Origin of the sequence: Pseudomonas sp. MH9.2, assembly GCF_034353875.1 — a bacterium.
In the GTDB taxonomy this organism is placed as follows: domain Bacteria; phylum Pseudomonadota; class Gammaproteobacteria; order Pseudomonadales; family Pseudomonadaceae; genus Aquipseudomonas.
This window is the reverse complement of record NZ_CP133784.1, coordinates 5,068,475-5,082,193: the sequence shown is the minus strand read 5'-3', so window position 1 is coordinate 5,082,193 and position 13,719 is coordinate 5,068,475. Positions and strand designations below refer to the sequence as shown.

The following is a 13,719-nucleotide window of genomic DNA, read 5'->3' as shown; positions in this document are numbered from 1 at the left end:
GTGCATAGCCAAAAACTCCCCAACGCGAACGTCTGGCCGCCCGTATTGGCCTGCGGTGCCTGGCTGAAAAACGCAGCCTGTCTGCTGCAACGCGATCAAGTGCTGTGGTCCCCAGTGCATGGCGATTTGGGCGATCCACAAAGTTGTCTGGACCTCGAAGCCTCGCTGGAGCGTTTGCTCGCGCATGCCGACGCTACCCCGCAGGCAATCGTCCATGACCTGCACCCGGACTTCTACAGTTCCCAACTGGCCGTGAGCCTGGCCGCTCGGCTGGACGTGCCCGCGCTGGCGGTCCAGCACCACCATGCGCATATCGGCGCACTCATGGCCGAACATGGGCTCGACGGCCCGGTGCTGGGTCTGGCGCTGGACGGCGTCGGCCTCGGCAGTGACGGCGCCGCCTGGGGGGGTGAGTTGCTATGGGTCGCGCCCCACGCCTGGCGCCGACTCGGGCATCTGCTGCCACTGCCACTGCCGGGCGGCGACATCGCCGCCCGTGAGCCTTGGCGTCTGGCCGCAGCCGCGCTGCATCTACTGGGCCGCAATGAAGAAATCATTACTCGCCTCGGCGCGCTGGTCGGCGAGCAAAGCGCTGGCACCGTTGCAGGCATGCTCCGCCGTAACCTCAACTGCCCACCCAGCAGTGGCGCGGGACGCTGGTTCGATGCCGCCGCCGGTATTCTCGGGATCAGTGTGCGCCAGCAAGCCGAGGCAGAAGCCGCCATCGCCCTGGAACGTCTGGCCAGCGACTATCTGGCAGCGAATGCCGAGCCAACGGTCGAAGGCCTATGGCGCATCCGCGCTGACGGCGTGCTTGATCTACGGCCGCTGCTCACACGTCTATTCGACTTGGCCGATCATGGCCGTAGCGCCGAAGGTGCCGCACTGTTCCACCTGACACTCGCGGCGGCCCTGACTGACTGGGTGCTGCAACAGCCTGCAAAACTGCCGGTACTGCTCGGCGGTGGCTGCTTCGCCAACCGTCTGCTCAGTACGCGCCTCAGCCATCTGCTCGGCACCCACGGCGTGCCGGTCTTCAGCGCACAGAGCGTGTCCTGCGGCGATGCCGGACTGGCCCTCGGCCAAGGCTGGATCGCCGCCCACTGGCCCGAACTTGAAAGCCAAGCGGCGTTGCCGCTGGAGGAACCTCTGTCATGTGCCTAGCTATTCCCGCCCGTGTGGTCGAACTGCGCAGTGGCGACACCGCACTGGTCGATCTCGGCGGCATCCGCAAAGAAATCTCTATAGCGCTGGTGCCCGAGGCACAGGTCGGCGATTACGTGATTATCCACGTCGGCTATGCCCTGGGCCTGATTGATCCAGAAGAAGCCCAGCGCACGCTGGACATGTTCGACGAGTTGAACCGCACGCAACGGGAAGCCTCATGAAGTACATCGACGAATACCGCGACGGCGAGCTGGCTCAACGCATCGCCGCACGCATCCGCGGAGAAGCCCATCCCGACCGATCCTATCGGTTTATGGAGTTCTGCGGCGGCCACACCCACGCGATTTCCCGCTACGGCGTCAGCGAGCTACTGCCCGACAACGTGCGCATGATCCACGGCCCCGGCTGCCCGGTCTGCGTGCTGCCGATTGGACGTATCGACCTGGCGGTGAAGCTGGCCCTGGAACACGGAGCAATCCTTTGCAGCTACGGCGACACCTTGCGTGTGCCCGCGGCTGAAGGGCTTTCCTTGCTCCGCGCCAAGGCCCACGGCGCCGATATCCGCATGATTTATTCGCCGCTGGATGCACTGAAAATCGCCGAAGCGAACCCGGAACGGCAGGTGGTGTTCTTCGCCATCGGTTTCGAAACCACCACACCGCCCACGGCACTGATCATTCGCGAAGCGGCGGCACGTGGCCTGGATAATTTCAGCGTGCTCTGCTGCCATGTCCTGACTCCGGCTGCGATTTCGCACATCCTCGCCGCGCCGGAAAAGGACGCCGCGTCGGCGGTGGAACTGGATGGTTTTGTCGGCCCGGCGCATGTCAGCATCGTCATCGGCTCGGCGCCTTACGAAGCCTTCGCCCGCCAATACCACAAGCCAGTGGTCATCGCCGGTTTCGAGCCGCTGGACGTGATGCAGGCGATCTTGATGCTGGTGCGCCAGGTCAATGAAGGTCGGGCTGAAGTCGAGAACGAGTTCATCCGCGCTGTCGGACGCTATGGCAATACGGGCGCCCAGGCGCTGATGGATGAGGTCTTCGAGTTGCGCCCCAGCTTCGAATGGCGCGGGCTCGGTGAAGTCCCCCTCAGCGCCCTGCGCATTCGTCCGGCCTTCGCCCGCTACGACGCCGAAGTGCGCTTCGACTTGGAGTACCAGGCGGTGCCGGATCACAAGGCCTGCGAATGTGGCGCCATCCTCCGCGGGCAGAAAAAACCCACGGATTGCCGCCTGTTCGGCACCGTGTGCACACCCGAAAATCCAATGGGCTCGTGCATGGTGTCCAACGAAGGCGCCTGCGCCGCGCATTACGCCTACGGGCGCTACAAAGACATTGAGGTAGTGGCTTTATGAACGCTGGTTCCCCCGTCAAGCGCGGCTATGTCCGCCCCCTGAACCTGCGAGAAGGACGCATCGACATGAGTCACGGCGCTGGCGGCCGTGCTTCGGCGCAATTGATCGAAGAACTGTTCGTCGCCGCCTTCGATAACACCTGGCTGCGTGAGGGCAACGACGGCGCGGTCTTCACACCCGAACTCGCCCCCGGCGAGCGCATGGTTATGGCGACGGACGCGCATGTGGTTTCGCCGCTATTCTTCCCCGGCGGCGACATCGGCAGCCTGTCCGTGCATGGCACCGTCAACGACGTCGCCATGACCGGTGCGCGACCGCTGTACCTCGCCGCCAGCTTCATCATTGAGGAAGGTTTCCCACTCGCAGACCTGAAACGCATTGTCGACTCCATGGCCCGTGCCTCCCGTCAGGCGGGCGTCCCCATCGTCACCGGCGACACCAAGGTGGTCGAGCGCGGCAAGGGCGACGGCGTATTCATCAGTACCACCGGGATTGGCGTGGTCGCCGCCGGGGTGAATACCAGCGGCCATCGTGCTCGCCCTGGCGATGCCATTTTGCTGTCCGGGAGCATTGGCGAACACGGCGTGGCAATCATGTCCAAGCGTGAGGCGCTGGAATTCGACACCGAGATCATCTCCGACAGCATCGCCCTGCACGAACTGGTTGCCCATATGCTCGCGACCGCCCCCGGTTTGCGCGTGCTCCGCGACCCGACACGTGGTGGCTTGGCGACAACGCTGAACGAGATTGCCGGTCAATCCGGAGTTGGCATGCTCCTCGACGAAGCCATGATCCCGGTGCTACCACAGGTCGAAGCCGCGTGCGAACTGCTCGGCCTCGACCCGCTGTACATCGCCAACGAAGGCAAGTTGATCGCCATCTGTTCCGAGGCCGACGCTGAACCGTTGCTGCACGCCATGCGCCAACACCCGCAGGGGAAAGACGCGGTGCGCATCGGCACCGTATTGGATGACTCGCACGGCTTCGTGCAAATGCAGACCCGTTTCGGTGGGCGCAGGATAGTAGACTGGCTGACCGGAGAGCAGTTGCCTAGAATCTGTTGATCATAGGGTTCGAGCTGCCGGACAGCCCGTGACTGAACGGCCTCGACCCACAGACCAAGAGTCTCATTGAACCGATGTATGACCTTCGATCATCGCGACTCCCCCCGCTTCTACGCAAATTCCTGCGACCGCTGCTGGATCCCTATCGACGCTACCGTAACGCCAGGCTTATCCACGCCGTGCGCGTATCGCTGGGGTTGCTCGCGTCGATCTTGTTGACCACCGGCATCAACCTGCCCCACGGGGAATGGGCCTCGGTCACCATGCTGGTGGTAATCGGCGGACTTCAGCACCATGGTAATATCGGCAAAAAAGCGGCCGAGCGGGCGTATGGAACGCTGATAGGCGCCGCCGTTGGCCTGTTGCTGGTCGCCCAGCAAGCGTACTTGGGCATACCGTTGCTCACGTACCTGGGCATGTCTGCGGTATGCGGCTTTTTTGCTTATCACGCGATCGGCAAAGGCGGCTACACGGCGCTGCTGTCGGCAATCACCGTGTTCATCGTCGCCGGTCATGGCGATAACCCGATATCCGATGGCCTTTGGCGCACTGTCGATATCCTCATTGGCATCGTCCTGGCCCTGGCGTTCTCTTTCGCGCTGCCCCTGTACGCGGTCTTTTCCTGGCGCTACAACCTGGCGAGCGCACTGCGTGACTGTGCCGCGATCCACAGCCGCATCATCAGTGGCCAATCGGTCAGCGACGACGAGTACCTCAAGCTGATGAACCGACTGACCGGCGCCATGGTGCAACTGCGTTCGTTGATGCCCTCCGTGTCCAAGGAGGTGCGGATATCACTCAATAAACTCGACGCCATCCAGCGCAATCTGCGGCTGTGCATCAGCACCCTGGAGATCCTCGCCAACACCCGGCCCACCGCCAACGACGAACAGGCCATGGCCGTGTTGCAGCTGTCCCTCAACGCCGAACACAAACAGATACGCGTACAGCTGATTGCAATGGCGCGCGCACTGCAAACCGGTGTCTCGGAGCGGATCGAGCGCCCTGTCGGCGGGGCAGACAATACGGCCGCGTTGAGTGCCCCGGTCTACTCGGCACTGGACGGCTACCGACTGTTGACCCTGCAACTTGCCGCCACCGTCGACGATCTGCGCCAGCAACTGGCGAACACTGCAAGGAAATGGAAGATCTGACTGTTACTCATTGGACCGCGAAAACGCCCTCCACGATGATTCAATACACCTGCGTCACAAAAAAGGTGCCCGCACTAATCCGACAGAATGAACCGTATTTTTCAGGGGCCCTCCTATACTCCACTGCGCACGCCGTCTAACAGCAACACCATGCATGCCTTGTTTTTCATCTATTGAATAACGAAGGGAGCAGACTGTGCGACCCACTCTCCTTGATCAGATCCGCGCAGGGGCCTTGCGCTGGTGGCAAGAGTCCTTTATTGATCGCTATCGCCTTTGGCGCGCCCGCGTTAACGGCATTGAAGTGACACAGTCGATCCAGTATTACCGAGCTGCCGAACACTTAACCGATAGCGCCGACCGTGGACCGGATAACTCGGTCCAGTTGGTGGCGTACAAAGCGGCCTGGGTTCGGGTTTATGTACGTTCCGGGTTATTAAGCTCCGTTGCCAATGTCACTGGTTCGCTGGACCTCGCGCGCCGTAACCACGCCTTGAACTATGACGCCGTCGCGACTTACGCCGCTCAAGGTGCGGCGACTGTTACGGCTGAGCAAACCGTTGATTACGCAACCGAGCGCAACAACATAAACCGTACCTTGAACTTTTTGATTCCTGCCCAGGAGTGTCATGGCACGTTACGGCTGACGGCGCGCCTGCAAGGCATTGAAAGTTCAGACAGCAGCATTATCATCAATACGAACCTGGTTCAGACCCTGCGCGTGCGTGCCATTCTCGTCGCATACAACGGTCCCAGTTCCGCCAATACACCCGCACCCGGTCAACCGGCCATTACCCAACTCACGCTTCCCGCGCCGACACTCGCGGATTTGCAAACCAATGCATCGATGGCGTTCGCTGCCATGCCCGTGCAGGCCACCGGATCGTTCGCCAGTTGCGGCACCTTGAACTGGGCAACCCCACTGGACGACGTACGCTCTGGACCAGGAGCCTGTTCAACCAATTGGGGCACCCTGCTCAACTGGCTTGCACTACTCCGGGACAACGACGGCAACCGCACGGACGTTGTGTATTACGGTTTGCTCCCCGCTGGCATCCCGCTCAACGTGCCAGGCTGTGGACAGGATGGCCTGGGCGCTGGAGCCGTGGGTAATCAACTGACGTTCCTGCATGAAATCGGCCATGGCTATGGCTTCCAGCACACCCCATGCGGTGCCGCAGGGGCGACCGATCCAAACTACCCGACTTACGAACCCTATGCCTCCGCGTCCATTGGTGAATTCGGGCTCGATATTCGCAACGGCGCGGTGTACGACCCGACGACGGCGCGGGACTACATGTCCTATTGCAATCCACGCTGGATGTCTCTGTATCAACACGACCGCTTGCTTCAGCACCCGCGACTTGAGCCCCGGTGGTTGAGAGAGCGTTCGATTTTCGATGATTACCCTCTGGAAAGGGCTTTTGACATCGAACACCTCTGGTGGCCCGATCCACCATGGCTACAGGACGAACTGCAGGGGCGAACGATGAATCCGGTCATTTCCATCGTGGGTCATGTCGAGGAAAACGGGGAGATTCAGGTTCAATCTGTCGCACGTGTCCCTGTGACAGCATTGCCCACGGGCGTGCAGACACACTGGGTTGCGCAACTCATGAACGAGCAGGGCCACGTGATTGCAAGTGGATCGCTGGTGCGCTCCGACTTCCAGGGTGGATGCGGCTGTTGCCAGGGCCACGGACACCCGAACCAAGACCCCGACCGCCCACCGTTCATGTTCAAAGTCTACCTGCCTGACAGAGCGCCCGGCTCATCGCTGCGCATCGCAGGTCCGGCAGAGCAAGTCTGGACACGCCAGGCGCCTGCACGTCCTGCGCAGTTCGTCAGCGCCACAGCCGACGTGACGTCGACACAACAACTGGCGCTGAGGTGGCAGGTCGACGCCGAGAGCGATGTCGACGTCTGGGTGCAATGGACTGTCGATAAAGGCGAGCGATGGCACGGCTTGGCCGTTGGCCTGCGGGGTGGCGAAGCGGAGTTGCCGCTGACCGGTTTACCCGCAGGACAGGTCCAGTTGCGCTTACTCGGACATGACGGATTTTTCACCGCCGAATCGCCAGCGTTGGTCGTCGACTTGCCCGAACGTGCGCCTGAGGTGGCGATTCTTTACCCGCAGAACGGGCAGACGCTGCGAGCCGATCAACCGATACAGGCGTCAGGCAATGCAACTGACTCCGCAGGGTATCCACTGTCAGCGGAGCGACTCACCTGGATGCTCGACGACAAGGTTGTAGGACGGGGGCGCGAAGTATGGCTCTCCCCTGCTGCCGGTCGCCATGAATTGGTACTCGACGTCGACTGGAGCCAAGGCCGAGTTCAAACGGTTGTGGTTTTTAATACGGCAAAAGATCAGGGCCGAACGGGTCCTCACGCCCGGTGAGAAAGGCACCTGCTCAGGGCTGGATTTCGACCGAAAAGCACCTACACACGTGAGCCGACTCATTAAGCGTGCCTGTGCCCACCTCTTACAGGCGATAATGCCCCGCAATAGTGTTATCCACTCAACAAAGGGGCGCTGCAGCAGTGATGTTTGAGATCAAGCAATTCAATCCTGAAACCTATCGACGGCAAACGCGACGCAGTACGCTGATCATTATCGTGATCTTCGCGCTGCTGGCCATGGTGCTGTCCAGCGTTGCCGTGAAGCTGTTTGGCGAACCCGGTGGCGATAATTTCCGCTTGAATGCGGCGGGCGTCATTGCCGCGTTGGCAGTGACCGTGACCGTGGTGCGGTTCCAGTTCTGGTCGCAGGCATGGATGGCACCGGCCGTCTACGGCTGGCAGCTGAAACGCAGCCTAATGAGCATTACCAACGTCATGCATTACGTCACCGAGGGCGTGCAGGCCAGTGACCCGACGGCCATGAAACTGCTGCGCTTTTATCACTTGGGGCTCACGCAGATGCACCAGTTGGATGGCAACTCCGGCGCAGCAAGCCAGACAGTGCGAGAGGCCGACCTGCACAAGGCGCGCATGGAAGCTCTCGGCATTGATACCGACCAGCATCGACTGGATCCCGCCTGGCTTGCGGCGGCGAAGAAAGCCAGTGCGGCGAAGGCGAAGTAACACCCTCGCGATACAGTATCGCCCCAACGACACGTTGATACCTGAGCGTTGGGGCCAGGCCCGGAACGATGACCGCCCGAGCCTTTCAGGCTGTTTTTGACGCCCAGACAATCACTACGGACAGGTCACATCCGGTTTTTACGTGACCACCTGATAACAAGGCACATAGGCCGCGCCGCCTGGCAGCTTCATGCGGTGCTGCTCGACGAACGATTTCAATAAGCGGTCCAGAGGCTGCATCACCGCCGCGTCGCCACGGATCTGGTAAGGGCCATGCTGCTCGATCAGGCGAATGCCCTTGTCTTTCACATTACCGGCAACGATGCCGGAAAAGGCACGCCGCAGATTGGCCGCCAATTCGTGAGGAGGCAGGTCCAGGCTCAGTTGGAGACTGGCCATGTTGGCGTGGGTGGGGTCGAACGGGCGCTGAAAGCCTTCCTCGATCCTTAGCATCCAGTTGAAATGGAAAGCGTCATTTCGGTCTCGACGGAACTGCTTGACCGCTTTTAGTCCCACGGTCATTTGCCTTGCTACTTGAACAGGATCATCGATGATAATTTCGTAACGAGTCTGTGCGGCCTCCCCCAGCGTAGCGCCGACGAACGCGTGCAACTGATGCAAGTAGGGCGCGGCACTCTTTGGCCCGGTCAGGATGACAGGGAGCGGCAGGTCCTTGTTGTCAGGGTGCATCAGGATCCCGAGCAGGTAGAGGAACTCCTCGGCTGTGCCCGCGCCGCCTGGAAAAATGATTACACCGTGGCCGACGCGCACGAAGGCCTCGAGGCGTTTTTCTATGTCAGGAAGGATCACCAGCTCATTGACGATCGGGTTAGGCGCCTCGGCAGCGATGATTCCCGGTTCGGTCAGGCCCAAGTAGCGGCCGCCGATGATTCGCTGCTTGGCGTGAGCAATGGTGGCACCCTTCATCGGCCCTTTCATTACGCCAGGCCCACAACCGGTGCAGATGTCCAGGCTGCGCAGGCCCAGTTCGTGGCCGACCTTTTTGGTGTACTTGTATTCCTCGGTGTTGATCGAATGGCCGCCCCAACACACCACCATCTTCGGCTCCAGACCGGGACGCAGGGTGCGGGCATTGCGCAGCAGGTGGAAGACGTAGTCAGTGATCCCCTGCGAGCTGCTCAGGTCGATGCGCTGGCTGTCCAGCTCACTCTCGGTATAGACGATGTCACGTAGCGCGCTGAACAGCATCTCGCGGGTACTGGCGATCATCTCACCGTCGACGAAGGCGTCCGCAGGCGCGTTGAGCAGTTCGAGGCGCACGCCACGATCCTGCTGGTGGATGCGAACCTCGAAGCTCTCGTAGGCCTCAAGAATAGTCTTGGCGTTATCTATGTGGGCGCCTGTGTTGAGGATTGCCAAGGCGCATTGGCGGAACAGCTTGTAGATGCTGCCAGCCCCGGCTTCGCTCAGTTGCTGAACTTCACGTTGGGACAGAGTCTCCAGGCTGCCCCTTGGGCTTACCGAAGCGTTAATTACATGTCTTGGGGCCATTCTAGGTTCCTGAGATCGATGCCACCGAGCCCGGTAGGGTCAGTTGCATCAGGAGGGTGAGTGCCAAATGCAGTCGCGCGTGACGGGTATTTTCTCCGGCGACCGGGCTGAAAAGCAAACGTTGCGGTGAGATCCTCCGGGGTCGAGCGCCTTCACCACAGCAGAGAAAGCGGCAGCTAAAGGCCAATGAGCAGTTTCGTCATCTTACCCGGCCACGCATGGAACGGCGCTAACTCATAAGATCGCTGGGTTTTCTTGCCCCCCCTTTCACCACCTATACTCAAAAGGCCATGACCCGAGACGCTGAACGCCCCTTCCAATGGGGAAGGCGCAAAGCGGCAAAAGCACTCCATGCCGGGTATCAGAAGGATAGCCGCGCACTGAGGCTTGCGAATCAAAAAAGGCGTGGAGTGTTTGTTTGAAGCTCATCCAATGCCGGATGGGTTAACGCGGTCGAGTCTATTTAGAGGACTGCGATCTTGAATCTGCGTTCCCTGATCCTCGCCCTTATCGTCGCCTTGATGATGGCGTTGGTAGGGTGCGCCTCCAAAAATCACGCCCCCGATCAGACTCCGCCGGTTCTGGTTTCGGAGGATACCTGGCGACAGGTCGACTGGGATATTGTCACCGCGTCGCTGACCGCGAAAGGATCGGCCAAGGACTATGCGCGCAGCTCCATGGCAAACTGGAGGGACCTCGCCTACCAGCGCACCGAGGCAGACTTCATTCCGTGGTTTACCGGCTACTGGACTCAGCAATGGCTGACGCTCAAGGTGGCCTGGTACAAGGTGAGCACAGGGAAAGAGACCGATCCGGCCAAACGAATGGCTAACTATCTGCAGGAGCAATACCACAATCGCGTGCTGGACCCTGTTGCCAAGCAGATTGATCCCGGCGCGGTCATGGAGCAGACGACGAAACTGTACATCCAGCTTCTCGGCACGCAACTTCAGGGCATTGCGCCACGCTACGGTGTGCCTCTAGACCAATTAGACCGACGATTCAAAGACATTCCAGCAATCGAGCTGGCGCCACCACCCAATCGTAACGCTTCGCTCTACCAGATCATCCACATCGATCCTGTCGTCAAGCTGCCGGCGTATGTGGCTCTGGTCAATCAGATCCGCAATACGCCAAGTGGTGCGGGCGCCGGTCCATCGGACGCAAGCATATCGTCAGTGGCACAACGGACCAGCGAAAAACTGGAGGCCACGCTCCCCACCCGAGGTGTCGCAGGCGCTGTCGCCGCGGCGGTTGGCCGAGTAGCAGGCACGATGATTTCCCTTGCTGTGTCGGGTTTCGGCGCCATTGCGCACGAGAAAGAACGGTCAGAAATGGTGGAGCAGCTTCGGGTAATCCTGAGCGCCGCCCTGGACGATGAGCGGCGTAACCTGATGGACAATCCCACCGCCGGGGTAATGGCAGGGGTCTATCACTTGTCAGGACACATCGAGGGAAGCCTCATCAAAACCTTTACCCCGTCGGTCGAATTAGAACCGATACCTCAAGACCTTCCTCCGCCCGGTGAGCAACCTCTCCAGGACAACAAAAGTGATGAGCAAGCGCCGAGCGACGACGGGAAGGCGACTGAATAACGCCACAAGGGTCGGGGCATTTTTATCGCGACGGCACTCAAGGAAGATAAATAATGAATTGACCGCCCCCCAACTTGCCGCCGTTGGCCAGTTCGATATGTCCATGCACGCCATTGCGCTCGTGCCGTTTGGCGATGTGCGCTGCGAAATAGAGGCCTAGACCGGTACTGCCGCTGCTTTGATTGATGCCCTGCACATAGTCTGACTGACGCTCGATCATCTGCGCTGGATACCCGGGTCCGTCGTCATTGATCGTCAACACAAGTTGGTCTCCCTCCTCATGGGCGCTGATCAACACAGCATGGCGCGCATAACGGATGGCATTGATAATAATGTTCGCCACCACCGAACCTATCAGTTCACGGTCAAAAAAGCCGAGCACATTAATGCCCTGGAGTTCGTAACTCGCGACGATCCCGTGACTGTTCAAGACATCCTGATGGCACGCCAGTTGTGCTTCGATGAAATCATCGAGCTCATGATAGTCAGGCCGCAGCGGCAACTGGTTGACGCCCAACTTATACAAACCGAGCAACTGCACCAACATCCCGTTGAGATGGGCGAATTCGTATTCGATGGCCCCATGCTCGGGGGTGCCTTGCTGCACGTCGGGCAGCCGCATCAGCCACTGGCTATGAGCGTGCATCAATGTCGCCAGGGAGTTCTTCATGTCATGCACGATGGAGGCGATCACCATCGAGAAGTCGAGGCCCTCATCGTTAGTATTCATGCGCCAAACGCCCGACTCTGCAACTTCTGATAACGCTCATAACGGGGATCCGTGTCAGGCATCATGCCGATCATGTTCAGGCACACCCGACATTCTTCAAGCCGTGCAGCATCTGGAGTCACGCCCTTCGCAGGCAACAACGATTGCACCATGTTCAGGGCGATACTGATGTTCTTCGATTGCAACGCCAACGCGCGGCGGAAAAAATCCTGCGCTTCGGCGAGATTGCCAGCCTTGTAACTGCGTACGCCTTGAAGGTTGAGGTCAGCGGCGGCCTTGCCCGCACCAAGGATCGCAGGATCATCGGTCAGGCGAGAGATGCCCTGCATGACTGCGGGGTCATCGCCGTAGATTTCTGCGCAGTTTTTCAATACCCCTGCTCCAGCTTCCTCTTGACCCAAGCGCTGAAGCTGGGCGGCAACCGCCAGTGCCGCGTCGGCGCCGAGAAAGCTCTCCATGCCCTGAAGAACTGCCAACGCCTGCGCGGTCAGCTTCGCGGCGGTCTCAGGGTCCGACTGTTGCAGACTGGTCGCCTTCATCAGACGAGTGCGCAATTGCAGCCCCTGATCGTTGCCGTACTCCTTAGCGACCTCGCCCAGCGTCTGGTTGATCTCCACCCGGGCCCGGGCATCCAGGCCCTTATCACCATTCTTGCTGATCAGTGCTTGTGCCAGGCCGAGGTTGCTCTCTGGATCCTTGAAGCGCGAGTACTGCCCTTGGGACACGGCATGACGATAAGCCTTGGAGGCGCTTTCAAAATCTTCGTTACCCATCGCCAGCTTGCCCAGCAACCTTTGCCGACGCACCGCCAATGGCGACAAACGTACCGCATCCTCGAGTACGCTTTGGGCGCGTCGCGCGTCACCACGGGCAACTAACACATCAGCCAGGCCATCGTAGAGCGTCGGGATCATCGGAAAGGCAATCATTGCCCGCTCGTAAATAGCCTGAGCCTCGCTGGCCTTGCCGCGCTTGAACAATAATTTGCCAAGCGCCGCGTAAGCCCAAGGCGTAGCGCGGTCGGCCAGGATCATCTTGAGAAAGCTTTCCAGCGCATCATGCTGATTCAGATCGCGCAGGGCATCAGCCTTGTAGCGCTGGCAGAGGGGGGCAAAGCGCTGGTCCTTCTCGGTGAGGCTGGTGCAGGCGGCCAACACATCGGCAGGCTTGCCGCGATCAAGCGCCTGGAGAATCGGTTTGAGCAACGTCTTGCGCTGGTCAAGCTTTTCAAGGCGCTGGGCCAGGCCCGCTCGGTTGAACGGCTTGGTCAGATAAGCATCCGGCTCCCATTCCAGGGCGCTCATCACCATGGCCTGGCTGTTCTCGGCGGTGACCATGACGAAAACACCTTCATGGCTTATCAGCTTATCGGTCATCAGGTCTTCAAGCACCTGCTGACCATTTTTCTTACCGTCACCGAAATTGAAATCATGCAGGATAAAGTCGTAGCGTTTCTGCGCGCACATGAGTAGCGCCTGCTCACCCGTATCGGCGGTGTCTACTTCCACAACGCCCAGTTCGCGCAACATGGACCTGACCGAACTGCGAAAATCGGAGAAATCATCGACGATAAGAAACTTTTTTTGGTTGTACGCCAGCATCGAGATTCCTGTCATGGGAAGTAAAGAGTAGGAGCCCAAAAGCAAATACCAATGCAAGGACGGATTGAGCTTCGCTGCCCATTTCGGCGCGCACATAATAGCTAAGCGTAATAGGTCATCAAGCGACTTTACATAGCAATGCTATCCTTCTTGCTTGCCGCATCGCAATGGCCTTGATCCAAGCGTTTCCAGACGCTCGGGCGAACGCTATAAGAGCTTCAGCGGCAACCGGATTTTTGGTCAATTCGGACAGCAGAAAGATAGTCTCCTATCGACCCAAAACAGGAAATCAATACTGGTAGAAATCGGCAAGAAGAAGACTATGAACACGATACCCATAACGCCATAAATTGCCCAAGAGCCATGTCGCTCTTTCTGTGCAAGACAGTCAAGCAGAACTCAGAGTCATGCGTGGACAAGGACCGTAATCAGACGACAAATAGGGCAGAAAA

The 13,719-nt window shown here is 59.5% G+C and carries 11 protein-coding genes; 8 read left to right on the top strand and 3 right to left on the bottom strand.

Annotation, left to right across the window (positions count from 1 at the left end; genetic code table 11):
• The 7 genes from RHM55_RS23415 (at position 1) to RHM55_RS23385 (ending at position 7,829) form a co-directional block, all read left to right on the top strand.
• Positions 1–1,164: a carbamoyltransferase HypF gene (locus tag RHM55_RS23415; protein ID WP_322178539.1), complete on the top strand. Its 1,164-nt coding sequence runs from the start codon at positions 1–3 to the stop codon at positions 1,162–1,164.
• A complete protein-coding gene (locus RHM55_RS23410) occupies positions 1,155–1,388 on the top strand; it encodes a HypC/HybG/HupF family hydrogenase formation chaperone (RefSeq protein ID WP_322178538.1) in 234 nt (77 codons plus the stop codon). The genes RHM55_RS23415 and RHM55_RS23410 overlap by 10 nt, the downstream gene beginning before the upstream one ends.
• Positions 1,385–2,524: a hydrogenase formation protein HypD gene (gene hypD, locus RHM55_RS23405; protein WP_322178537.1), complete on the top strand. Its 1,140-nt coding sequence runs from the start codon at positions 1,385–1,387 to the stop codon at positions 2,522–2,524. The genes RHM55_RS23410 and hypD overlap by 4 nt, the downstream gene beginning before the upstream one ends.
• On the top strand, positions 2,521–3,588 hold the full coding sequence (hypE, locus tag RHM55_RS23400; protein ID WP_322178536.1) for a hydrogenase expression/formation protein HypE: 1,068 nt from the start codon (positions 2,521–2,523) through the stop codon (positions 3,586–3,588). The genes hypD and hypE overlap by 4 nt, the downstream gene beginning before the upstream one ends.
• A gap of 74 nt (positions 3,589–3,662) precedes the next feature.
• The gene (locus RHM55_RS23395; RefSeq protein ID WP_322178535.1) at positions 3,663–4,742 is read left to right on the top strand and encodes an FUSC family protein; all 1,080 of its coding nucleotides are present in this window, start codon (positions 3,663–3,665) and stop codon (positions 4,740–4,742) included.
• 196 nt (positions 4,743–4,938) lie between these two features.
• Entirely contained in the window at positions 4,939–7,143 is a 2,205-nt protein-coding gene (locus RHM55_RS23390) for a M66 family metalloprotease (protein ID WP_322178534.1), read from the top strand.
• 146 nt (positions 7,144–7,289) lie between these two features.
• Complete coding sequence (locus tag RHM55_RS23385; protein ID WP_322178533.1) at positions 7,290–7,829, top strand: DUF3087 domain-containing protein; 540 nt, start codon at positions 7,290–7,292, stop codon at positions 7,827–7,829.
• A 138-nt stretch (positions 7,830–7,967) separates the two neighbouring features.
• Here the strand turns inward: RHM55_RS23385 and ppnN are convergent, their stop codons facing one another.
• On the bottom strand, positions 7,968–9,341 hold the full coding sequence (gene ppnN, locus RHM55_RS23380; RefSeq protein WP_322178532.1) for a nucleotide 5'-monophosphate nucleosidase PpnN: 1,374 nt from the start codon (positions 9,339–9,341) through the stop codon (positions 7,968–7,970).
• 479 nt (positions 9,342–9,820) lie between these two features.
• Here ppnN and RHM55_RS23375 point away from each other — a divergent pair, with 479 nt between their 5' ends.
• Positions 9,821–10,936, top strand: a complete 1,116-nt coding sequence (locus RHM55_RS23375; protein ID WP_322178531.1) for a hypothetical protein — start codon at positions 9,821–9,823, stop codon at positions 10,934–10,936.
• Positions 10,937–10,973: 37 nt separating this feature from the next.
• On the opposite strand, the gene RHM55_RS23370 is transcribed toward RHM55_RS23375, so the two are convergent.
• Positions 10,974–11,666: a HAMP domain-containing sensor histidine kinase gene (locus tag RHM55_RS23370; RefSeq protein WP_322178530.1), complete on the bottom strand. Its 693-nt coding sequence runs from the start codon at positions 11,664–11,666 to the stop codon at positions 10,974–10,976.
• Complete coding sequence (locus tag RHM55_RS23365; RefSeq protein ID WP_322178529.1) at positions 11,663–13,267, bottom strand: response regulator; 1,605 nt, start codon at positions 13,265–13,267, stop codon at positions 11,663–11,665. Before RHM55_RS23365 ends, RHM55_RS23370 begins: the two co-directional genes overlap by 4 nt.
• Positions 13,268–13,719: the final 452 nt, after the last annotated feature.